At 57.7% G+C, this 22773-nt stretch carries 16 protein-coding genes; 15 read left to right on the top strand and 1 reads right to left on the bottom strand.

Going from position 1 to position 22773, the window contains the following annotated elements:
• Positions 1-182: 182 nt before the first annotated feature.
• The 10 genes from FHW68_RS23885 to FHW68_RS23840 all read left to right on the top strand — a co-directional run bounded on the left by FHW68_RS23885 (position 183) and on the right by FHW68_RS23840 (position 14442).
• Positions 183-1280, top strand: a complete 1098-nt coding sequence (locus FHW68_RS23885) for an acyltransferase (RefSeq protein WP_183683412.1) — start codon at positions 183-185, stop codon at positions 1278-1280.
• 70 nt (positions 1281-1350) lie between these two features.
• Positions 1351-2139, top strand: coding sequence for an ABC transporter permease (locus FHW68_RS23880; protein WP_183683410.1), 789 nt, complete (start codon positions 1351-1353; stop codon positions 2137-2139).
• Positions 2139-3398: an ABC transporter ATP-binding protein gene (locus FHW68_RS23875; RefSeq protein ID WP_183683408.1), complete on the top strand. Its 1260-nt coding sequence runs from the start codon at positions 2139-2141 to the stop codon at positions 3396-3398. The genes FHW68_RS23880 and FHW68_RS23875 overlap by 1 nt, the downstream gene beginning before the upstream one ends.
• Before the next feature lie 4 nt (positions 3399-3402).
• Entirely contained in the window at positions 3403-7287 is a 3885-nt protein-coding gene (locus FHW68_RS23870; RefSeq protein WP_183683406.1) for a glycosyltransferase, read from the top strand.
• 621 nt (positions 7288-7908) lie between these two features.
• Entirely contained in the window at positions 7909-9903 is a 1995-nt protein-coding gene (locus FHW68_RS23865) for a nucleoside-diphosphate sugar epimerase/dehydratase (protein WP_183683404.1), read from the top strand.
• Between the two features lie 112 nt (positions 9904-10015).
• Positions 10016-10351, top strand: coding sequence for a helix-hairpin-helix domain-containing protein (locus FHW68_RS23860; protein WP_095634989.1), 336 nt, complete (start codon positions 10016-10018; stop codon positions 10349-10351).
• A 397-nt stretch (positions 10352-10748) separates the two neighbouring features.
• On the top strand, positions 10749-11543 hold the full coding sequence (locus FHW68_RS23855; RefSeq protein ID WP_183683402.1) for an SDR family oxidoreductase: 795 nt from the start codon (positions 10749-10751) through the stop codon (positions 11541-11543).
• Between the two features lie 32 nt (positions 11544-11575).
• A complete protein-coding gene (gene fabF, locus FHW68_RS23850; protein ID WP_183683400.1) occupies positions 11576-12850 on the top strand; it encodes a beta-ketoacyl-ACP synthase II in 1275 nt (424 codons plus the stop codon).
• A 71-nt stretch (positions 12851-12921) separates the two neighbouring features.
• Positions 12922-13575, top strand: a complete 654-nt coding sequence (locus FHW68_RS23845) for a GntR family transcriptional regulator (protein ID WP_183683398.1) — start codon at positions 12922-12924, stop codon at positions 13573-13575.
• 15 nt (positions 13576-13590) lie between these two features.
• Positions 13591-14442 (top strand): DUF1989 domain-containing protein, encoded by an 852-nt coding sequence (locus FHW68_RS23840; protein ID WP_183683396.1) that lies wholly within the window; start codon positions 13591-13593, stop codon positions 14440-14442.
• 256 nt (positions 14443-14698) lie between these two features.
• Here FHW68_RS23840 and FHW68_RS23835 read toward each other — a convergent pair whose 3' ends face one another.
• On the bottom strand, positions 14699-14866 hold the full coding sequence (locus FHW68_RS23835; RefSeq protein WP_095634729.1) for a DUF2897 family protein: 168 nt from the start codon (positions 14864-14866) through the stop codon (positions 14699-14701).
• Between the two features lie 379 nt (positions 14867-15245).
• Here FHW68_RS23835 and kdpF point away from each other — a divergent pair, with 379 nt between their 5' ends.
• From kdpF to FHW68_RS23810, 5 genes are all read left to right on the top strand, one after another.
• Positions 15246-15335 carry a K(+)-transporting ATPase subunit F gene (gene kdpF / locus FHW68_RS23830; protein WP_007899818.1) on the top strand — a complete coding sequence of 30 codons (90 nt, stop codon included), beginning with the start codon at positions 15246-15248 and terminating at the stop codon, positions 15333-15335.
• Between the two features lie 8 nt (positions 15336-15343).
• Positions 15344-17053, top strand: coding sequence for a potassium-transporting ATPase subunit KdpA (gene kdpA / locus FHW68_RS23825; protein WP_183683394.1), 1710 nt, complete (start codon positions 15344-15346; stop codon positions 17051-17053).
• Positions 17054-17065: 12 nt separating this feature from the next.
• Positions 17066-19123, top strand: coding sequence for a potassium-transporting ATPase subunit KdpB (gene kdpB / locus FHW68_RS23820; RefSeq protein ID WP_183683392.1), 2058 nt, complete (start codon positions 17066-17068; stop codon positions 19121-19123).
• Between the two features lie 291 nt (positions 19124-19414).
• On the top strand, positions 19415-19960 hold the full coding sequence (gene kdpC / locus FHW68_RS23815) for a potassium-transporting ATPase subunit KdpC (protein WP_183683390.1): 546 nt from the start codon (positions 19415-19417) through the stop codon (positions 19958-19960).
• 129 nt (positions 19961-20089) lie between these two features.
• Positions 20090-22741, top strand: a complete 2652-nt coding sequence (locus FHW68_RS23810; protein WP_095634724.1) for a sensor histidine kinase KdpD — start codon at positions 20090-20092, stop codon at positions 22739-22741.
• The last annotated feature ends 32 nt before the right edge of the window (positions 22742-22773 follow it).

Genomic DNA, 22773 nt, shown 5'->3' with positions numbered 1-22773 from the left:
GGGTTGGGTGGGCGTGGGTGCCAGATCCGGAAAATGATATGATCCGCGACCGCCGAGCGAGGGCTCGCGCAAGCCAGGCTGTGGGGGCTGTATTACAAGGTGGATGTCCATGGGCTATTCGACATCCTAACAACCCAGTCAAAATATTTGATGAAGTTCAATCAGAGTTGGAGCCGTAATACATGCAGCATAAGGATAATAATTTAAATTTGCTTCGGCTTATTGCTGCGCTGATGGTTCTTTACGCACACTCATTCGCGTTCTATGGAAATCCCCCTGCCGGATTTCTTGGCCTAGCCTCCTATGGCGGCCTGGGCATCGAAATATTCTTTATTATTAGCGGTTATTTGATCGTCAAAAGCTGGGATTTCACTCCGTCGGCGGCCAACTTTCTTATCAAGCGTTCGTTGCGGATTTTTCCGGCGCTGATTGTGGTCGTCCTGATTAGCATGTTTGTGCTGGGGCCGGTTTTCACCACATTGACAGTCAGTGAGTATTTCGCGCATCCGCAATTCTGGTCTTATATAAAAAATATCATCTTGAGCCCGGTGTTCTATCTGCCCGGTGTTCTTGAGCATGCAAGGGTTCCCAACGCGGTCAACGGTTCGTTGTGGAGTCTGCCTGTCGAGTTTTTCATGTATCTGGTGGTGATGGGGCTGGGGCTGCTGTTCAAGGGCGGACGTTGGGTTTATACGGCGGTCACTGCACTGTTCGCGCTTACCGTGGTTTTCTGGTGCTGGCGTGATGCCCCTCTGGTGGTGGTTTACGGAACCGATGTCAGGAATATTTTCCTGACAGGTGTCTATTTCATGATCGGTGCCTGTTATGCAAAGTGGCGGCTGGAGCGTTGGTTTAGTCTGTCAGGTGTCTGCGTACTGATCATGGCAACCATTCTGCTGGCACCGTATGCCGCGGTTTCCAAGTTTTTGCTCTGGCTTGCGTTGCCTTATGTCGTTCTGGCCTACGGTCTATCTCGAAGCTGGTTGGGCAGTTGGGTCAACCGCGTGGGTGACTGCTCCTACGGCGTTTACATTTACGCTTTCCCGGTACAGCAGTTTGTATTGCTCAAGTTTCCGAATATTTCTTACCCGATGTATCTGTTTGTCACCATCGTCATTACCTTGATGCTGGGCTATGCCTCGTGGCACCTGGTGGAGAAACGCGTGTTGAAGTTCAAGCCCAAGGACAAGTCCAGAGTCCTGGCGGGCAGTGAAGAACCCAAGCCTGTATCCACATCCCTTGTCAGCGAAAAACTCAAGTCGATGAGCGCGGATAGTTAATGGAATTTATGATGTTGTGCGGTGGGTTAAAAGCAGTGGAAAGTGTGTTTGCAAAGCAAGGAGATTTTCGATGAGCTGGCTCAGGGGGATGCTGTCGGATCGCAGGATTCTGTTGAGCCTGATTTCAAATGACCTTCGTGCACGATATCTGACCAACTACCTTGGTTTTTTGTGGGTCTTCATTCAGCCATGCGCTACGACACTGATCCTCTGGTTCGTGTTTCAGTTCGGCTTCAAGGCGGCCCCTCACGGAGACTTTCCTTTTGTTCTATGGCTGGTATGTGGACTTGTGCCGTGGTTTTTCACAGTTGAAGCATTGAACTCCGGCTGCACGGCGGTCAAGGAAAACAGTTTTCTGGTAAAGAAAATTGTCTTCAAGGTTTCATTGCTGCCGCTGGTTAAACTCAGCTCCGCGGTACTCGTGCACATTTTCTTCGTGTTTATACTGTTGTTGCTGCTCGTTATTTATGGCTATTCGCCGAACCTTTACTGGTTGCAAGTCGGCTATTACATTGCCTGTTTGTTCATGCTGTTGTTGGCGATCGCCTGGATTACCAGTTCGGTGGTGATTTTCTTCCCAGACTTGAGCCAGTTAGTGGCGATGGCCACGCAGTTCGGTTTCTGGCTGACCCCGGTGTTCTGGGATATTGATGCGATTCAGGGGCGGGCAGTGTCTTATCTGCGCCTGAATCCGTTTGCTTACATTGTCGAAGGATTCAGGGATTCGCTTATTCGCGGGATCTGGTTCTGGGAACGACCAACTCAGACCCTGTTTTTCTGGGGGGTATTGATTGTCTTGACGCTGGTGGGCTGGCGTACATTCAAAAAATTAAGACCTCACTTTGCGGATGTTTTGTAATGAATGCAGTGAATGAGAGCGCAATCAGCGTCCATAACGTCAGTAAGGTATACCGGCTTTATAACAAGCCCGTAGACCGACTGGTCGAGGCTCTTTCGCTTTTCGGCAAGCATAAACACCATGATTTTCATGCGCTGACCGATGTTTCCTTTTCGGTCCAGAAAGGCCAGACCGTCGGGATACTGGGCAAGAACGGTGCGGGTAAAAGCACCCTGTTGAAAATCCTTACAGGAGTGCTGACACCTACGAGCGGCGAGGTCAAGGTTGTTGGCCGGGTGGCATCGCTGCTGGAGTTGGGCGCTGGGTTCAATCCGGATTACACTGGCGTGGAAAACATTTATTTCCAGGGATCCCTGATGGGGTACTCCCATGCCGAGATGCAAACCCGTATTGGGGCCATTCTTGAATTTGCCGACATCGGCGACTTCGTCAATCAACCCGTACGCATGTACAGCAGCGGGATGTTTGCGCGGCTGGCATTTTCCGTGGCAATTAATGTCGAACCTGACGTACTGATCGTCGACGAGGCGTTAAGCGTCGGAGATGCTGGCTTTCAGCTCAAGTGCATGCTCAAGATGAAGCATATGCAGGAGCGTGGTACCACCATCCTTTTCGTTTCTCACGATACCCAGTCGGTGATTCGTTTCTGTCAGGCTGTCATCGTGATGCAGAACGGTCAAATTATCGATTACAGCACCGACGTGCTGACAGCCACCAAAAACTATGAAAAAAAGGTGCGTAACAGCAGTTCGGTGGCGGTGCCGGTGGTTGAAGAGCAGCACGCCGATGTGTCCTATGATTCCGAGTTAGGCGATATCTCGGAAGTTCGATTCGGTTCCGGCGCTGCGAAGATCAACGCCGTTGATTTTTATAGTGCAGACGGGACGTTGACCAATCACTTCGAACCAACAGAAGACGTCACGATGCATTGCTACGTCCAGTCTTATACCGAGTTGCGTGAAGTGGTCATCGGCTACTCGTTGCGCGATGCAAAAGGCGTCGATGTGGCGGGCGATAACACCTTGCTGGCCGGTTGCAAGTTCGACTTCGAGAAAGGGGCCTACAAAATCAGTTTTTCCTTCTCGCTCAACGTGGCTCCCGGGGAGTACTTTCTGTTCATCGGCATGGCCAACCTGGATGGGGAGCGAGTTGAACTGGATCAACGCTGGCCGATGAGGAAGTTGAGTGTGTCTGGCGGGCGCCAGATCGTTGGAGTTGCTTATTGCCCGTCAACAGTGAACGTTGTGAAGGTTGCTTAATATCATGCTTAAAATTGGTAATGCTGATATCGCAGAAACAGTCAAGTTTCATGTAGACGAAACGGCTGTTTGCATCATTGAGGACGGCGTTCAAATCCGGGATAACGTCGTCATCGAATGCGGTGCCGGAGGCTACTTGAGTGTTTCATCTGGCACGGTCATCAATTATGGGACATGGGTGAACGGCAGCGGCAAGGTCATCATTGGTAAAGATGTTTTGATCGCGCCCAACGTTTCCATTACGTCATCGACTCATCGCTATGACTTGCACTCGCCAATCAAGGATCAAGGGCTGAGGCTGGCAGAGGTGGAAATCGGTGATGATGTCTGGATCGGCGCTAATGCTTCGGTGCTGGCGGGGGCAGTGATCGGACAGGGTGCGATCATTGCGGCGAACTCGGTGGTTAAATTCAACCTTCCCCCCAATAGCATCGCGGCGGGTGATCCGGCAGTCAAAGTAGCGCCGAGGAAGTTCAAACGCGTGGTTTTTTACACGCTACCGTTAGTATTGAGAGAGCGTCCGACGCTGTTCAGCAGCATTGTTGACGTGTACCTGCCGCTGGCGAAAAGGTTTGCCGATGATGGCTGGGAATGTATTTTTGTCGGCTCCAATGAGTTGAAGAGCGAATACCCTGACTTCGGCCACACGTGGATCAGCCCGGCCTCCTATAACTGCGACTATCCAGACGCGCAGACCTCGAACTGGTTGAACGACTGGAAGTGTCTCCTTAATAAAGAACCTCTAGGGTTTCACGACCGATTCGTCGAATCTCTGATCAACAATGTCGATCCGGAACTGGTGTTCTGCTGGAACTATGACGGCAGTCTCGAAACCGTTTGCGCAGCCAAAGGCATTCCTTTGCTGTTCAACGAGCTCGGGATGTTGCGTGCACCGAATCCGATGGGTTACTACTCGGACAGTCGAGGCGTTAATGTACGCAGTGGCTTCAGTGCCGAGTTTACCGATTATCGGCAGGAGCAATCAGAACTGTCGGTCGAAGCCGCTCTGGTGCGTCTGCAACAGATGGAGGAAAGTTATCGTTTCCGAGGCACCAATCGTGTCCCTACGATACTGATCCTGCTTCAGGTGCAGGACGATTCCAACATCATTATGGGCTCTCCATTTTTTAGCATGGCCGGGTATGTACAGCATGTGGTCGGCGTGGTGGAGGGCTCTGACTATAAGGTGGTGGTCAAACCACACCCTCTCGATGACGTGCCGGCGCTCCCTGAACATGTTCTGGTGGCTGATAAGGAAGAGAGCATCACGGATCTGATTGCTAGCGCCGATGTGGTGTTCACGATCAATTCTTCGGCCGGGTTCGAAGCCGCTCTGGCGGGCAAGACTGTATATGCCCTGGGCAAGGCGCCGTATTCAGGCACAGGTCTGACCATTGATGTCACTCAACCGGCGGATCTTGCGATGCTGTGGCAGGAACACAAGGCGGTGGCGCCATGTTCCAGAAAGCTGCGGGCGCAAATCCTGGATTTTGCACAGTCGCGTTATTTTCTGGGGGAGGCACAATTCAATGAGCCTTCCGCGCATCTTTCCCGTCTTGCCCGGACAATCACGGTCGATCCCACGAGAAATAAGTTTGACCCTGATTTGGAAAGCTACCGTCAGCAGTCCTATATTACTTGGCTCGAAGAAAAGAACCAGGAAATGGGCGGCGAACTGTCAAACCTCAATGAATCGCATCTGGCCGCAATAAGCGAGCTGGCAAGTGTTAGTGATGAACTACTTTTGACGAAGGGTCAACTCTCAGTCATGGATGAAAAGTTCACTTCGGTGCTGGACGACAGATATCTTCAAGACAACGATGTATTGCTGCAAACACAGAACCGACTGCTCATAGAGCAGGAGCAACTGAACCAGCAAATCGAAGCCCTCAAATCAGAAATACTGATTCTAAAGGGTGAACTGCACAATATCTATATCTCCAAATCCTGGCGCATGACCCGTCTGTTCAGAGGCGTGCGACGTTTGCTTTTGCGGGCCTGGTGGAAATTGCGAGGCGTGCTAGCCAGTCCTCGCACCGTTTTGCGCCCGATCTATCAGAAACTTCCCTTTCTGGTCGGAATCCGCATGCGCTTGAATCACTATTCAAAAGCTGCGCGCGCCAATGTCATGCGGGCCATTAACTCGCAACATAACCTCAAAGCGGTTCAGGTCGTCGCAGATCGACGCTTCGGCCACCTGTTGAACATGCCGGTGCTCAATGTTCAGCCGGTGATCGATGTCTCGATCGTGACGTACAACAGCAGCAAGTGGGTCGATGGTTTCTTCGAGTCCCTCAAAGCCCAGAACTACTCTCTACAGAAGCTGAACTTGTGTTTCGTCGATAACGGTTCCAAAGACAGCACTGTTCAGGATCTGCAGCGCTGGAAAACACTGCTCGGCGCTGAATTGGCAGGTTTCGAAATCATCCAGGGCGAGAATGTGGGCTTTGGGCTGGGGCATGACAAGGCGATAAAGACAGGGCAGTCAGAATTTGTCCTGATCAGTAACATCGATATCGTCTTCGCCAGCGACTCGATTGGGAAAGTGGCGGCTTCGGCCCTGTCGGATACGGTTGGAGCCGTTGCCTCCTGGGAACTGCGCCAGGCACCTTATGAACATCCCAAATACTATGATCCGGTCACTCAGGAAACCAATTGGTCCTCGCATGCCTGCATTCTGATCAGGCGTTCGGCTTATGTAAAAGTCGGCGGGTACGAACATGAGATATTCATGTATGGCGAGGATGTAGAGCTGTCCTATCGGTTCCGCTCTTACGGTTATCAGTTGAAGTACTGTCCTTCGGCGTTGGTTTATCACTACACCTATGAACATGAAAACCATGTAAAGCCCATTCAGTTCACTGGCAGTACGCTGGCCAATGCTTATTTGCGTTTGCGCTACGGCGACCTCAGCGACAAGTTTGGGGCACTGGTGCTGCAAGGTGCGTTGTTGTTCCGTCCGGAAGTTTATGCCGGTGTACGCCGTGACTTGATTGCGAATTTCGGCAAAATCATCAGAAAAACGCCACATTTCTTATCGGGCAAAGGTTCAAGCAAAGACAGTTACTTCCCTTTCCGCGGCTTCGATTACGATATGATTCGCGATGGTGCGTTCTGGACGGTGGGAGAGGCGCTGGCCGACGCTCCGTTGGTGACAATCGTTACCCGGACCTACCGTAACCGTAACGAGTTCCTTCGCCAGGCGATCATATCGGTATTGAATCAGACCTACCCGAACGTGGAATTGGTGGTGGTGGAAGATGGCGGCCAGACCATGAAGCAGCTGGTGGCCGAGTTCCAGCAGCAGGTGGGCAGTTCCATCCGATTTTACGGTATGGATAAAGTCGGGCGTTCCGTGACAGGCAACTATGGGCTTGAAATGGCCAAGGGTACCTATTGCATGTTCCTTGATGATGACGACCTGCTGTTTTCCGATCACGTCGAAGTGCTGGTCGCAGCGTTGGCGAAGAATCGCGAGGCGGTTGCCGCTTATTCGCTGGCCATGGAAGTCGGAACGGTGACAGGGCCTGATGGCCGCTACACCGAAGTTAGTCATGAGACGCCGGTTTACTTCAAGCATGAGTATGACTACAACATTTTGCTTGATCACAACTTCATCCCGATCCAGTCCTTGCTTTTCCAGCGCGATCTCTATTTGCAGCGCGGAGGATTCGAGATCGACATGAGCAATCTTGAGGATTGGAATCTGTGGCTGCGGTACGGTTACGGCAATACTTTTACTTACGTACCGAAAACCACCTCTCTGTTCCGCACTCCGGCTGATCCGAATGTGCGTTTGGAGCGGCACAAGCTATTGCACGAAGCTTATTCCATTGCCAAACAACGGGCTGCGGAATCCTGCGAGTGCTACAGTCAGGTCAGTGGATAACTGGCTCAAGCCGATCAACAGGAGATGCAGAAGGAGCTATCTTCACAGATTGGATGAAAACCTGGCCAGTTGCGCAGCGCCCCGTTGAAAGATACGGGGCATTTTTTTCTGTGGCGTACATACAGGTGAATCACGAAACCAGACTGCTATATCGCTGGACTGGATTTTGGTATGCGATCCATGAAGCCTACGCCGTTCGTCGTTTGGTCAAATGTCCGGGATAATTAATGAAAATCAAGGCTTGATGATGCCTTTGACCTTTTGGCAAGGAGATTTCGGCCTTTGCAATTTGGCCTTTCGGTCGGCTTTCGAAAACCTAAAGTAGGTTGGTTGAGAGCCAGCCAATAGCGACAGTACTGTCACCAACAGCAGCCGGCCATCAAGCTGTTGTTACTGCATAGTCCATCCCACGGCCTGTGATCCATAAATCCTACCCATTTTCCCAGGAGATAATTTACCGTAGCGTTGCTGGTGAGAAGTACCACGGTAAGCGCTCCACATACGATCCATGAACCACCCATTGACAGCATCGTTCTTTTTTCTGTAACGAACCTCCTTACCTCCGTACAATGTCGTTCGCCGGTTCAAGCAATGGAGTAGGCCAGATTGGAACAGGGGAAAATGGATAGATTGCGCGGCTTCTTGCTGGGGTTGCCGCGACGACAGAAGCGACTGATTCAGGTGTTAACGGACGTTGTTCTCGTTTGGGTCGCCTTGTGGCTGGCGTTTATCGTCCGACTGGGGGTCGACGAGATGATCAATCCCCTAAGGGTTCATCTCTGGCTGTTTCTCTGTGCTCCAGTTGTCGCTATCCCTCTCTTCATCCGTTTCGGAATGTATCGGGCGGTGATGCGTTACTTCGGCAACGACGCACTCGTCGTCATTATCAAAGCGGTCAGCCTGTCATCGCTGATTCTGGCATTGGTCGTCTACTGGTACAGCAACCACCAAGCCGTCGTCCCGCGCTCCATCATCTTCAACTACTGGTGGCTGAGCATGGTGATCATCGGCGGCCTGCGCCTGTGCATGCGCCAATACTTCATGGGCGATTGGTTCACCGCCGCCCAGCACGTCCCCTTCACCAGCCGTGACGACGGCCTCACCAAAGTCGCCATCTACGGCGCAGGCGTGGCCGGCAATCAGTTGGTTGCTGCGTTGCGCATGGGGCGAGTCATGCGCCCAGTGGCCTTCATCGACGACGATTCCAGCATTGCCGATCGCTCTATCTCCGGCCTTCAGGTTTACAAACCCAAACACATCCAGCAGATGATCGATGTCACCGGCGCCCAGGAAATCCTCTTGGCGCTACCATCATCCACCCGTGCCCGGCGCCGGGAAATTCTCAATTTGCTGGAAGGTTATCCGCTTCACGTGCGAAGCGTCCCGAACTTCACCGATCTGGCCAGCGGTCGGGTCAAGGTTGAAGACATTCAGGAAGTGGATATCGCTGATTTGCTCGGCCGCGATGCCGTGCCAGCCCAGGCTGATTTGCTCGAGCGCTGTATCAAAGGCAAGACAGTGATGGTCACTGGCGCCGGTGGGTCGATTGGCTCGGAGCTGTGTCGGCAGATTTTCTCCCTTGGCCCGACCACGCTTATTCTGTTCGAACACAGTGAGTTCAACCTCTACAGCATTTTGTCGGAATTGGAACAGCGCGCTTGCCGTGAGTCGGTGTCGGTTCAGTTGTTGCCTATTCTCGGTTCCATCCGTCATCCGCATAAACTGCTCGATGTGATGAAGACCTGGCGCGTGGATACCGTTTATCACGCGGCGGCTTATAAACATGTGCCGATGGTCGAGCACAACATTGCCGAAGGCGTGCTCAACAATGTGATTGGCACGCTGAACACTGCTCAGGCTGCGTTGCAGTCGGGTGTGGCCAACTTTGTGTTGATCTCTACGGATAAAGCCGTGCGTCCGACCAACATCATGGGCAGCACCAAGCGTCTGGCGGAGTTGACCCTTCAGGCTCTCAGTCGTGAAATCGCTCCGGTGCTGTTTGGCGATAAAGCCAATGTATCCCGGGTCAATAAAACCCGTTTCACCATGGTTCGTTTTGGCAATGTGTTGGGGTCTTCCGGTTCGGTGATTCCGTTGTTCCACAGTCAGATCAAATCGGGTGGGCCTTTGACGGTCACGCACCCGAAGATCACTCGTTACTTCATGACCATCCCGGAAGCGGCGCAACTGGTGATTCAGGCCGGTTCCATGGGGCAGGGCGGTGATGTGTTTGTGCTGGACATGGGCGAGCCGGTGAGAATTGTCGAGCTGGCGGAGAAGATGATTCACCTGTCCGGTTTGAGCATCCGTTCCGAGCGAAATCCCCAGGGCGATATTTCGATCGAGTTTACGGGCCTGCGTCCGGGCGAGAAGCTCTATGAAGAGTTGTTGATCGGGGATAACGTCGCGGCGACACCGCATCCGATGATCATGACGGCCAATGAAGATCATTTGCCCTGGGATGTGCTCAAGAGCCGTTTGACTGATTTGTTGCTGGCTGTCGAGCAGGACGATTATTCCCGCGTGCGCCAACTCCTGCGCGAAACGGTCAGCGGCTATACCCCCGACGGGGAGATTGTCGACTGGATTCATCAGCAACGCCGTCTCGAGCCCTGACTGTTTCACATCCTGTAACGGACACATTTTTGACAGCTCCACCACATCGCCTAAGTTTGGAAGGCAGCTTCGGAAAAGCTGCTTTCTCAATCGATGTCATGGAGCTTCATTTATGCGTACTGGCTATTTCTACTCTCTGGTTTTTGCCTTGCTCACCAGCGCCTCTATTGCGGCCATTGCTGCACCGACGGCTGCGCCGGAGGCTGCCAAGGCACCCTTGATGCTGGATGCTGCTGCCCAGGCTCAAACCGCCAAAGTCGATCTCAATGGCGCCGATGCGCCAACCTTGCAGCGCGAGTTGGCCGGGATCGGTGAGGCGAAAGCCAAGGCGATTGTTGCGTATCGTGAGAGTAATGGGCCGTTTTCGTCGGTTGACGAATTGCTGGAAGTGAAGGGGATTGGCAAGGCTATTCTGGACAAGAATCGCGAGAAGCTGGAAGTGAACTAAGCTTGTAAATCCACACCAAGAGGCCGGTCATTGACCGGCCTTTTGCATATTACCGAATGCATAGCACCGAAGAGGGCGATCCGGCTAATGCACCTGTAGGAGCCAGGCTTGCCGGCGAAGGCGTCCTTAAGTGCGCCTTCGCCGGCAAGCCTGGCTCCTACGAAAAGCGAAAAGCGAAAAGCGAAAAGCGAAAAGCGAAAAGCGAAAAGCGAAAAGCGAAAAGCGGTTTGCTCGCTTAACTGACCGGCATAAGGCGATCTGGCGCCTTTCATCGGGACGGGAAAAATTACGTCTATCATATGGCGCTTAAATTATGCCTATAATAAATTCGTTATTTGTTGATGCGCCCTGATTTTCAGACGCTCACCTTCTTCAAGCATCCTCCAGGAGCACCGTCATGAATTCTGTCCAGAACCAAGGTACGGCCCTCGTTACCGGCGCATCTTCCGGTATCGGTGCGGTTTACGCGCAGCGGTTGGCGGCGCGTGGTTTTGATTTGTTGCTGGTGGCTCGCGATCAGGAACGGCTGGAGGCTGCGGCGAGCCAGTTGCGCGCGGCGCATGGTGTTCAGGTGGAGGTGCTGAAGGCGGATCTGATGCAGAAGGATGATGTGTTGAAGCTTGAGCAGCGTCTGCGTAGCGATTCGAGTATCAGCCTGTTGCTGAATAACGCCGGTGTCGCGGCGGATGGTTTGCTTGCCAATGCGGATCTGGATGAGCTGGAACGTTTGATTCAGCTGAACGTCATTACAGTGACGCGGTTGGCTTCGGCGGCGGCGGCCGGTTTTACCAAGGCCGGGCGGGGGACGATTATTAACATTGCCTCGGTGGTGGCGTTGTTTCCGGAGCGGTTCAATGCGACGTACAGCGCGAGCAAGGCTTATGTGTTGAGCCTGACCCAGTCGTTGGACGCCGAACTGCAGGGCACCGGGGTTCAGGTTCAAGCGGTGTTGCCGGGCGTCACGCGCACCGAGATCATGGAGCGCTCCGGTATCGATGCGTCCCAGATTCCGGCGGACATGATCATGGAAGCGGGGGAGATGGTCGACGCGGCATTGTCGGGTCTGGACCAGGGTGAGTTGATCACCATTCCTTCGTTACCGAATGCCTCCGAGTGGGAGGCCTTTATGGCGGCGCGTCATGCGATGGCGCCGAATCTGTCCAGAAGCACGGCCGCCACGCGTTACAAGTGAGGCGCCATGTATCGGCTTGAGGTATTTGCGTTATGAGTAATCGTCGAGTAGTCGTCACGGGCATGGGCCTGGTGTCGCCGTTGGGTAGTGGCGTCGAAGCGGTTTGGGCGCGTTTGTTGGCTGGGCATTCCGGGTTGCGGACGTTGCCGGACGAGGTGGTTGCCGATCTGACCACCACGGTCGGTGGCGCGGTGCAGACGCTGGCGGAAGATCCGGAGGCGGGTTTTGATCCGGACCGGGCGACGCCGCCCAAAGAACAGAAGAAGATGGACCGCTTCATTATGTTTGCCATGGAGGCGGCACGTCAGGCACTGGAGCAGGCCGATTGGCATCCGCAAGACGTCAATGCCCAGGAACGCACTGCCACGATTATCGGCTCGGGCGTGGGTGGTTTCGGCGCGATTGCCGATGCGGTGCGCACCACCGATAGCCGTGGCCCGCGACGTTTGTCGCCGTTCACCATTCCCTCGTTTCTGGTCAACCTCGCGGCGGGCCATGTGTCGATCGAGCACGGTTTCAAGGGGCCTTTGGGGGCTCCGGTAACAGCGTGCGCGGCCGGGGTTCAGGCGATTGGTGACGCGGCGCGGCTGATTCGCTGTGGTGAGGCGGATATTGCGGTGTGCGGCGGCGCGGAAGCGGCGATCGATCGTGTCAGCCTTGCCGGGTTTGCGGCGGCTCGGGCGTTGTCCAGCGGTTACAACGACACCCCGGAGCGCGCCTCGCGACCGTTCGACAGTGGGCGTGACGGTTTTGTGATGGGCGAGGGCTCGGGCCTGCTGGTGATCGAATCCCTGGAACATGCCCTGGCGCGCGGCGCTCAGCCATTGGCCGAACTGGTCGGTTACGGCACCAGTGCCGATGCTTATCACCTGACCGCGGGGCCTGAAGATGGCAGCGGCGCGCGTCGGGCGATGGCGCTGGCGTTGGCCCAGGCGGGCATTTCGCCGTCGCAGGTGCAGCATCTCAACGCTCACGCGACCTCGACCCCGATTGGGGATCTGGGGGAATTGGCGGCCATCAAGTCGTTGTTCGGCTCGGACAACAAGATCGCGGTGACGTCGACCAAATCGGCCACCGGGCATTTGCTTGGCGCTGCCGGCGGGATCGAGGCGATCTTTACCCTGTTGGCGCTCCGCGATCAGGTGGTGCCGGCCACGCTCAACTTCGATAACCCGGACCCGGCAACGCAAGGGGTGGACATCGTTCACGGTCAGGCGCGGCCAATGACCATCGATTACGCGTTATCCAATGGCTTTGGGTTTGGTGGCGTCAATGCCAGTGTGTTGTTCAAATACTGGGAGGACTAGTTCAAGGCAGATGGCACGAATAGTGATTACTCATTCGCTGACGATTGTTGAACAATCTGGAGGCGTTGAGTATGAGCAGCGGACTGTCCCTGGCCGACCACATCACATTGGAGTTACGCGCTGACATCATCGGCGGTCGTTTGCTACCGGGCATGGCATTGGTGGAGAACGATCTGGTGTCGGCTTACAACGTCTCGCGAAACACGATTCGCGAGGCGTTGCACCGTCTGGGCCAGGAAGGGCTGACCCGTTATGTCCGCAACAAGGGTGTGATGGTGCGCCGGTTGGGCGCGGACGATGTGCGCGATCTGTTCAAGGTCCGTCGCACCCTGGAGCTGCAAGCCATCAGCGCCAGTCAGCCATTGCGTGAATATCAGTCCGACCGGATGCTTGAAGCCCTGGAGGCCACCGAGTTGGCCCGGGAGCGTGAGGACTGGCGCGCCGTCGGCACCCACAGCCTGGCGTTTCATCAACACATCGTCGGATTGCTGCGCAGTCCGTTGTTCGATGAGTTTTTCACCAATGTCGTCGCGCAATTGCGCCTGGTGTTTTGCACCGCTCCCGATGAATCACGTTTTCAGGCGCCTTGGCTGGCCCGCGACCGGCAGATACATGACTTGCTGGCCGATGGCGACAAGTGCGCGGCCGGGGACGCGATGAGCCTTTATCTCGACGACTCCGAACAGCTCCTGTTGCAGCTGCTTGCCCCTTCTTCCCATCACTGATCGAGGATTTGTGCCATGTACAAAGACTATCCGACGGCCTATCAAGTCAGCAAAGGCTCGGCCTTGCAGGTGGACACGGCTTTCTACGAGAGAGTCCGGGACAAGAAAGAGGGGCGCACGCTGATCGAACAGTTCGAAGTGCCGATCCGCACTGGCCGCGCCTGGCATGTGCCGGCCGGGCATGTGTTCAGGGTCACGACCCCGGTTGGCCCGCAAGTAGGGGACTTCAATGTCTGGAATGCCCACGACCCGCGCGAGCGGTTGTGGGCGGCGCGGACCCGGCAGTTGCAGGGGGCGCATGTCAGCACCCATGACCGGCTCTGGTCGAACCTGCCCTTTTTACGGCCGCTGGTGACCATCACCGACGATAGCCTGGCCGGGTACGGCATCGACGAACACGGCGGGCGTTTGCACGATTTGCTGGGGACGCGTTGCGATCCGTACGTGAACAAAATGCTCACCGGCGAGGACTTCCATCATCACTGCCACTCGAATTTGACCCGCGCCGTGTTACCCCATGGCCTGACCGAGTTTGACGTGCACGATGTGCTGAATATTTTCCAGTGCACCGGCCTGAACCACGACGACCTGTACTTCATGAAAGCCTGCCCGGCGCAGCAGGGCGATTACCTGGAGTTCTTTGCCGAGATTGATCTGTTGTGTGCGTTGTCGACGTGCCCGGGTGGGGATTTGTCACTGGCCATGTGGGGGCCGGATGCGCAGGATCCGTTGAGTGTGTGTCGCCCGTTGGGGGTGGAGATTTACCGGTTGGAGGCGTCCTTGCTTGAAGGCTGGAGCCAGCCGGAACGGGCGGCTTACAAAGGGCTGCATGGTTTGCACATTGCCAAGGCCGATTGGGAAAAGTAATGACTCGGTGAGCAGAAATGCTTGTGTGGTAACGAGGTTTTTTGTGGCGATAGACTTTGTGGCGAGGGGGCTTCGTGGCGAGGGGGCTTGCCCCCGTTCGGCTGCGAAGCAGTCGTAAACCGGCTGTATGCGGTGTGCCTGGATTATCCCGGTGGCTGGTTTCAGGGCTGCTTTGCAGCCCAACGGGGGCAAGCCCCCTCGCCACAGGGATGGGGGTGCGCAAAAATAAACCCGCCAGTTATGGCGGGTTTATTTGTCAGCGGTCCTGCGCATCCTTGGCATCCGCTTCGGCATTGCGTTCGGCGACGCGTTTGCGTTGCTCTTCGGTCAATTCCACCTTGTGGGCGGTGTCGCGCAACAGCATCAGACCGCCAACGATAGAGCCGATGGCAACGATCAGAATCAACCAGGCATACCAGGGCATAACGGCTCTCCTTAAGGGCAGGCCGGTGGGCGAGGGTTCGCCGATCGATCCTGCATATCACTTTTGAGCGATGAAATTTCGCAGTGGTTCCATTCTAGGCCTGTTATGTCCCGTTCATCCGGCCCCGCTTCAAAAACTTGCACATTCCCCCGTAGGAGCCCGCTCTCACGAGGATATGCGTTTATCGATACACCACCGTCCCCTGTGGGAGCGGGCTTGCCCGCGATGAGGCCCGACCGGACACCGCTGTAACAAAACCATCCCCCCACTCTTTACGCTTTATTTATGCCCCGTCACACCCCTCGATCTCGCGCCTTTACAGCCTCCGTCCCGACAATCACTCCACACGCGGCAATACGCCGTAACACGGAGAATTTCCATGAGCGTTCTGGACGGGGTGTCGCTGCTATTGGCGGTGGGGCTGTTCATTTATCTGTTGGTTGCGCTGTTGCGCGCAGACCGGAACTAGGAGCGGCTATGCACAGTTATGACTATTGGCTGATCCTCGCCTTCTTCGCCGTGGTGCTGATTCCGGCACCGTTTCTGGGGCGCTTCTACTACAAGGTGATGGAAGGGCAGCGCACCTGGCTGTCGCCGATCCTCGGGCCGGTGGAGCGGGGGTGTTATCGGGTGGCCGGCGTCGATCCGCAGGCAGAGCAGAGCTGGCAGAAATACACCCTGGCCTTGCTCGCCTTTAACCTTGCGGGTTTTTTGCTGTTATTTTCGATCCTGCTGTTTCAGGATTATTTGCCGCTCAATCCGCAACATTTGCCGGGTCAGGAATGGACGCAAGCGTTCAATACCGCCGTCAGCTTCATGACCAATACCAACTGGCAGTCCTACAGCGGCGAAGCGACCCTCAGCTACCTGAGTCAGATGGCCGGCCTCACCGTGCAGAACTTCGTCAGCGCTGCCACCGGCCTGGCGGTTCTGGTTGCACTCTGTCGAGGTATAGGGGGGCGCGGTATCGGCCGCAAATCCACCAAAACCCTGGGCAACTTCTGGGTCGACATGACCCGCGCCACCCTCTACGGCCTGCTGCCGCTGTGCCTGCTGCTGGCGCTGTTTCTGGTGTGGCAGGGCGTGCCACAAACGTTCGCCCACTACGTGAACGCCGTGACGATGCAGGGCGTCGATCAGGTAATCCCCCTCGGCCCGGCCGCCAGCCAGATTGCGATCAAGCAACTGGGCACCAACGGCGGCGGCTTCTTCGGCGTCAACTCGGCGCACCCGTTCGAGAACCCGACGGCGTGGAGCAACCTGTTCGAAGTCGCTTCGATCATTCTGATTCCGGTGGCGCTGGTGTTCACCTTCGGCCATTACGTGAAAGACCTGCGTCAGAGCCGCGCAATCATCGCCTGCATGCTGGCGCTGTTTTTGATCGGCGGCGCGACGTCGCTGTGGGCTGAATATCAACCGAACCCGGCCCTGGCCAATGTCGCCGTCGAACAGACCGCGCCGCTGGAAGGCAAGGAAGCGCGTTTCGGCACCACCGCCACGGTGCTGTGGTCGGTAACCACCACGGCGGCGTCGAACGGTTCGGTCAACGGCATGCACGACAGCCTCAACCCCCTGAGCGGCATGGTCGCGATGATCAACATGATGGTCGGCGAAGTGATTTTCGGCGGCGTCGGGGCCGGGCTCTACGGGATGTTGCTCAACGTGCTGATAGCGGTGTTTCTCGCCGGGCTGATGATCGGCCGCACGCCGGAATACCTCGGCAAGAAACTGCAAGCCAAAGAAGTCCAGTTGCTGGTGGTGACGTTGCTGGTGATGCCGGTCGGCGTGCTGGTGCTCGGCGCGATTGCCGCCAGCCTGCCAGGCCCGGTCGCGGCGGTCAGTAACCCCGGTGCTCACGGTTTCAGCCAGTTGCTGTACGCCTACACCTCGGCCAGCGCCAACAACGGTTCGGCGTTTGCGGGATTTGGGGCGAACACCGCGTTCCACAACCTGATGCTGGGGCTGGGCATGTTGATCGGGCGCTTCGGCTACATCCTCCCGGTACTGGCCCTGGCCGGCAGCCTGGCGATGAAGAAAACCGCGCCGATCGGCCAGAACAGCTTCCCGACTCACGGCCCGCTGTTCGTGGTGCTGTTGACCGTGACCATTTTGCTGGTGGGTGGTTTGACCTTCCTGCCGGCACTGGCGTTGGGGCCTGTTGCTGAACACCTGAGCTTGGGCTTCTAAGGGGAATCCATGATGAATATGCCCGCAACTAAAGCCGCCGTCGTCAAGGCGCCGGAACAACCGAAAACCGCGATCTCGGCCCTCTGGCGCCCGGCGCTGGTGCAAGCGTTCGTAAAACTCGACCCACGGCAATTGCAACGTGCGCCGGTGATGCTGGTGGTGGAACTGACCGCGATTCTGACCACCGTGCTGTGCTTCATTCCCGACAGCGCCGTGCCGACTTTCGTCGCCGCGCAAATCGCCTTGTGGTTGTGGTTCACCGTGTTGTTCGCCAACTTCGCCGAAGCGCTGGCCGAAGGTCGCGGCAAGGCCCGTGCCGACAGCCTCAAGGCCGGCAGCGAAGGCTTGAGTGCCCGGCGCAAAAACGCCAATGGCAGCTTTCAGGTAGTGCCCGCCACCAGCCTGCGCAAGGGCGATGTGGTGCGCGTGGAAGCAGGGGAAATGATCCCCGGTGACGGCGAGGTGATCGAAGGCATCGCGGCGGTCAACGAAGCGGCGATTACCGGTGAGTCGGCGCCGGTGATTCGGGAGTCCGGCGGCGACCGCTCGGCGGTCACCGGCAACACTCGGCTGGTGTCCGACTGGCTGCTGGTGCGCATCACCGCCAACCCCGGGGAGTCGACCCTCGACCGCATGATCGCGCTGGTCGAAGGCGCCAAACGCCAGAAAACCCCGAACGAAGTGGCGCTGGATATCCTGCTGATCGGCCTGACCCTGATCTTTCTGCTGGTGGTAGTGACCCTGCAACCGTTCGCCCACTTCGCTAACGGCAGCCTGCCGCTGGTGTTCCTGGTGGCGTTGTTGGTCACGCTGATTCCCACCACCATTGGCGGTTTGTTGTCGGCCATCGGTATCGCCGGGATGGACCGTCTGGTGCGCCTGAACGTGATCGCCAAATCCGGTCGCGCCGTGGAAGCGGCGGGGGACGTGCATGTCCTGCTGCTGGACAAGACCGGCACCATCACCTTCGGCAACCGTCGCTGCTCCGCGGTCTATGCCGCGCCGGGTGTCACTGCCAGGGAACTGGCCGAAGGCGCGTTGTTTGCCTCCTTGGCCGATGACACGGCTGAAGGCAAATCCATCGTCGAGTACCTGCGCGGTCTTCATCCGCAACCCGAGCCGTCCGCCGAGGTGCTGACCGCTGTGCCATTCAGTGCTGAAACCCGCTTGTCTGGGGTCGACTATCAAGGTCGGGTCTATCGCAAAGGCGCGGTGGATTCGCTGCTGACCTTCGTCGGCCTCAAACGCGCCGATCTGGCCGCGCCTCTGTCCCGGGAAATCGACAGGATCGCCCAGAGTGGCGGCACGCCGTTGCTGGTCTGCGTCGATGGCAAATTGCTCGGTGTCATTCACCTCAAGGACGTGGTCAAGCCCGGCATTCGCGAGCGTTTCGCCGAACTGCGCAAGCTGGGGATTCGCACGGTCATGGTCACGGGCGACAACCCGTTGACCGCCGCTGCGATTGCTGCCGAAGCGGGCGTGGATGACGTACTGGCCGAAGCCACGCCGGAGAAGAAACTGGCACGCATTCGCCACGAGCAGAACGACGGTCGCCTGGTCGCCATGTGCGGCGATGGCGCCAACGACGCCCCGGCCCTGGCTCAGGCGGACGTGGGCATGGCGATGAACGACGGTACGCAAGCGGCACGGGAGGCGGCGAACATGGTCGACCTCGACAGCGACCCGACCAAGCTGTTGGACGTGGTGCAAATCGGCAAGGAATTGCTGGTGACCCGCGGTGCACTGACGACCTTTTCCATCGCCAACGACGTGGCCAAGTACTTCGCGATCCTGCCGGCGCTGTTCGCCTCGATCTACCCGCAACTGGGTGTGCTCAACGTCATGCATCTGAGCAGCCCGCGCAGCGCGATCCTGTCGGCGATTGTGTTCAACGCCTTGATCATTGTGGTGCTGATTCCGCTGGCACTGCGCGGTGTGCGGGTACAGGCGGTGAGCGCGGCGGCGTTGCTGCGGCGCAATCTGCTGATCTATGGCCTGGGCGGGCTTCTGGTGCCGTTCGTGGGCATCAAGGCGATCGACATGCTGTTGACGGCGTTGCATCTGGTTTGAGGTTGATCTGCGTGTGCGGTTTTTTTGTGGTGAAGGGCTTTTATGGTGGCTTTTGTGGCAAAGGGCCTTTGTGAAGAGAGCGCTTTTTGTGGCGAGGGGGCTTGCCCCCGTTCGGCTGCGAAGCAGTCGCCAGCCCGATGTACGCGATATGTCTGAATGAGTGAGGTTTCAGGTTTTGGGGCTGCTGCGCAACCCAACGGGGGCAAGCCCCCTCACCACAAAAGCCCCTTTGCCACCGGGCTGAGCAGTAGCTTCCAGACCTGAGTTTTTTATCGAATCGAGGATTTTGAAATGTCCACATTGATACGTCCGGCCCTGAGCCTGTTGTTGCTGATGACCCTGATCACCGGCGTCGCCTACCCGTTGGTGGTCACCGGCGTCGCCCAGGTCGCTTTCCCGGACCAGGCCAATGGCAGCCTGGTGCGCGACGCTGATGGCAAGGTTCGCGGCTCGTCGCTGATCGCCCAGGATTTCGTCGGCGACGGCTGGTTCCACCCGCGGCCATCGGCCGGTGCCTTTGCCACCGTGTCGAGCAGCGCCAGCAACTTCTCGCCCAGCAATCCGGCGCTGGCCACTCGGGTGATCGACGAGGCCAATAAATTGCAGGTGGCTGGCCAAGGCCCGGTGCCGTTGGCGATGCTGACCACCTCCGGCAGCGGCCTCGATCCGCACTTGCCTCCGGCCGCGATTGCCTATCAACTGGCGCGTGTCGCGACGGCGCGCAACCTGCCGGTCGCTACGCTTGAGCAATTGCTGGATGCGCACATCGAGCAGCCGTTGGTGGGGCCGCCGGTGGTGAATGTGCTTGAGTTGAACCTGGCTCTGCAGAAGCTGTAGATCAAAAGATCGCAGGCTTCGCCAGCTCCTACATTGACCGTGTCGACACCACGACCTCTGTAGGAGCTGCCGAAGGCTGCGATCTTTTAACGCTTCACCTCTATTTCAAACCGAACAAGGCAATGACAGATGAGTGACTCCGGCCGCGCCGATGCGCTGTTAGCAAACCTGCCCCGCGATGGCCGTGGCCGGCTCAAGGTGTTTCTCGGCGCCGCCCCCGGGGTCGGCAAGACCTACGCCATGCTGCAAGCCGCCCACACCCAACTGCGCCAGGGCGTGAAAGTCATGGCCGGGGTGGTCGAAACCCACGGTCGCGCCGAAACCGAAGCGCTGCTCAGCGGCTTGCCGCAGCAGCCGTTGGTGCGCTCGGAATACCGCGGCGTGATGCTCGAAGAAATGGACCTCGACGGATTGCTGGCCGCCAGACCGAAACTGGTGCTGGTGGACGAACTGGCCCACAGCAACGCCCCCGGCAGCCGACACGCCAAACGCTGGCAAGACATTCAGGAATTGCTGGCCGCCGGCATCGACGTGTTCACCACGGTCAACGTCCAGCATCTGGAAAGTCTCAACGATCAGGTGCGCGGCATCACCGGCGTTCAGGTGCGCGAAACCTTGCCGGACTGGGTGCTGCAAGAAGCCTACGAATTGCTGCTGATCGACTTGCCGCCGCGTGAATTGCTGGAGCGTTTGCGCGAGGGCAAGGTCTACGTGCCGGAGCAGGCGCGAGCGGCCATCGATGCCTTCTTTACCCAGACCAACCTCACCGCCCTGCGCGAACTGGCGATGCAAACCGCCGCCGCTCAGGTCGATAACGATCTGGCCCAGGGTTATCGCCAGTTGGGGCAGGCCGCACCGGCGGTTCGCGGTCGTTTGCTGGTGGGCGTCGATGGCGATGCTCAGGCCGAGCGGCTGGTGCGTCACGCCAGTCGTGTGGCCCAGCGGCGGCATCTGCCGTGGAGCCTGGTGCATGTGGACAACGGCCGTGTGCGCGACGAGCAATCGCGACTGCGCCTGCAAAGCGCCCAACAACTGGCCGAACGCCTCGGTGGTGAAGTGGTGTTGCTGCGCGCCGGTGAGGTGGCCAAAACCCTGATCCAGCACGCCGCTGAACGACGCGCCAGCCTGGTGCTGGTGGGCCAGTCACGCCAGCGTTGGCGTCGACGGTTGTTCGGCGGCGGTCTGGCGTCACGTTTGCTGCGCAATGCTCGCGGATTGGAAATCAACGTGCTCGACAGCGATCAGGAACAGCATCAACCGCGCCAACGCTCGGCGCAGTCGCTGGTCTGGTTCGACTACGCATTGGCGCTGGTGGCGACAGTGCTTGCCACTGCCCTGGCTTGGGCGGTTTCGAGCGTCTTGCCGTTGCCCAACATTTCTTTGGTGTTCCTCGCGGCCGTGTTACTGGTGGCGGTGCGCAGCAGTCTCGGCCCGGCCTTGGCCTGCGCGGCACTGTCGTTTCTGACCTATGACTTTCTGTTCATCCCGCCGAACTTCTCTTTCAGCATCCAGCGCGAAGAAGACGTGCTGACCTTGCTGTTCTTCCTGCTGATGGCGGCCCTCACCGGCAACCTGGCGGCGCGGCAACGGCGGCAATTGCAGGCCTTGCGCGACACCCAGGAAGAAACCAGCGAACTGCTCGATCTGTCCCGCAAACTCACCGCCGCCACCGACCGTCAGGCTGTGATCAGCGCTGCGGCGCAGCACCTCAACGGCTGGGCGGGCCTGAAACTGTGCCTGCTCAATCGCGATGGCCAGAGCGGCTGGAAAGTCGAAACCGGCGGGCCGCTGGAGTTCTCCGAAGCCGAGCGCGCTGCCGCCGATTGGGCTTGGCAACATGATCAACCGGCCGGCGCGGGCACTGGTACGTTGCCGTTCGGGCGCTGGTGGTGGTGGCCTCTGTCGGTGGACGATGGACCGCTGGCGCTGCTCGGTGTGTGCGCCAAAGAAGGCCAGACCCTGAGCGGCCAGCGGCGGCGCTTGTTGACCGCGTTGAGCCAACCGCTGGCCCAGGCATTGGCCCGCGCGCAACTGGCCGATGACCTTGAGGCGGCACGTTTGCATGGCGAAACCGAGCAATTGCGCAGCGCGCTGCTGGCGTCGGTGTCCCACGATTTACGCACGCCGCTGACCTCCATGCGCGGCAGCATCGACAGCCTGCTGGCGCTGGGCGAGGCGATTCCGTTGGAGGACCGCCGCGAACTGCTCGAAGGCACCCGCGATGAAGCCGAGCGGCTGGATCGCTACATTCAAAACCTGCTGGACATGACGCGCCTCGGTCACGGCGCCCTGAAGCTTTCGCGGGACTGGGTGTCACCGGCAGACATCGTCGGTAGTTCGCTCAATCGTCTGCGCGCGGTGCTGGCATCGTTGCAGGTCATCACCGACGTGCCGGCCGAATTGCCGCTGCTCTATGTGCATGCCGCGTTGATCGAGCAAGCACTGGTCAATGTGCTGGAAAACGCCGCGCGTTTCTCGCCGCCCCGCGGGCGCCTGGAATTGCGTGCCGGGGCCACTGACAGCGAGCTGTTTTTCTCCGTCAGCGATGAAGGGCCGGGGATTCCCGAGGAGGACCGGGCGAAGATTTTCGACATGTTTTACACCGCTGCTCGCGGCGATCGCGGCGGGCAGGGCACCGGGCTGGGGCTGGCGATTTGTCAGGGCATGGTCGGTGCCCATGGCGGGCGGATCAGCGTCGCCGACGGTATCGGCGGACGCGGCACCTGCATCACGCTGCACCTGCCATTGCAAACTCAGCCGGGACTGGACAGTGAAGCCTGATCTCGCCTGCGCTACTCTCTTGCCACTTCTTT

Source organism: Pseudomonas sp. Tn43, assembly GCF_014192635.1.
Classification (GTDB): Bacteria; Pseudomonadota; Gammaproteobacteria; order Pseudomonadales; family Pseudomonadaceae; genus Aquipseudomonas.
Note: the sequence above shows the minus strand (reverse complement) of the source record. Positions and strands in the feature narration are given on the sequence as shown.

Excerpts from the sequence above, each read along its gene's own strand:
- FHW68_RS23840 (WP_183683396.1), top strand. The coding sequence starts at position 13,591 with ATGTACAAAGACTATCCGACGGCCTATCAAGTCAGCAAAGGCTCGGCC.
- FHW68_RS23885 (WP_183683412.1), top strand. The coding sequence starts at position 183 with ATGCAGCATAAGGATAATAATTTAAATTTGCTTCGGCTTATTGCTGCG.
- kdpB (WP_183683392.1), top strand. The coding sequence starts at position 17,066 with ATGAATATGCCCGCAACTAAAGCCGCCGTCGTCAAGGCGCCGGAACAA.
- FHW68_RS23810 (WP_095634724.1), top strand. The coding sequence starts at position 20,090 with ATGAGTGACTCCGGCCGCGCCGATGCGCTGTTAGCAAACCTGCCCCGC.
- fabF (WP_183683400.1), top strand. The coding sequence starts at position 11,576 with ATGAGTAATCGTCGAGTAGTCGTCACGGGCATGGGCCTGGTGTCGCCG.
- kdpF (WP_007899818.1), top strand. The coding sequence starts at position 15,246 with ATGAGCGTTCTGGACGGGGTGTCGCTGCTATTGGCGGTGGGGCTGTTC.
- kdpC (WP_183683390.1), top strand. The coding sequence starts at position 19,415 with ATGTCCACATTGATACGTCCGGCCCTGAGCCTGTTGTTGCTGATGACC.
- FHW68_RS23880 (WP_183683410.1), top strand. The coding sequence starts at position 1,351 with ATGAGCTGGCTCAGGGGGATGCTGTCGGATCGCAGGATTCTGTTGAGC.
- FHW68_RS23870 (WP_183683406.1), top strand. The coding sequence starts at position 3,403 with ATGCTTAAAATTGGTAATGCTGATATCGCAGAAACAGTCAAGTTTCAT.
- FHW68_RS23835 (WP_095634729.1), bottom strand. The coding sequence starts at position 14,866 with ATGCCCTGGTATGCCTGGTTGATTCTGATCGTTGCCATCGGCTCTATC.
- FHW68_RS23855 (WP_183683402.1), top strand. The coding sequence starts at position 10,749 with ATGAATTCTGTCCAGAACCAAGGTACGGCCCTCGTTACCGGCGCATCT.
- FHW68_RS23875 (WP_183683408.1), top strand. The coding sequence starts at position 2,139 with ATGAATGCAGTGAATGAGAGCGCAATCAGCGTCCATAACGTCAGTAAG.
- FHW68_RS23845 (WP_183683398.1), top strand. The coding sequence starts at position 12,922 with ATGAGCAGCGGACTGTCCCTGGCCGACCACATCACATTGGAGTTACGC.
- kdpA (WP_183683394.1), top strand. The coding sequence starts at position 15,344 with ATGCACAGTTATGACTATTGGCTGATCCTCGCCTTCTTCGCCGTGGTG.
- FHW68_RS23865 (WP_183683404.1), top strand. The coding sequence starts at position 7,909 with ATGGATAGATTGCGCGGCTTCTTGCTGGGGTTGCCGCGACGACAGAAG.
- FHW68_RS23860 (WP_095634989.1), top strand. The coding sequence starts at position 10,016 with ATGCGTACTGGCTATTTCTACTCTCTGGTTTTTGCCTTGCTCACCAGC.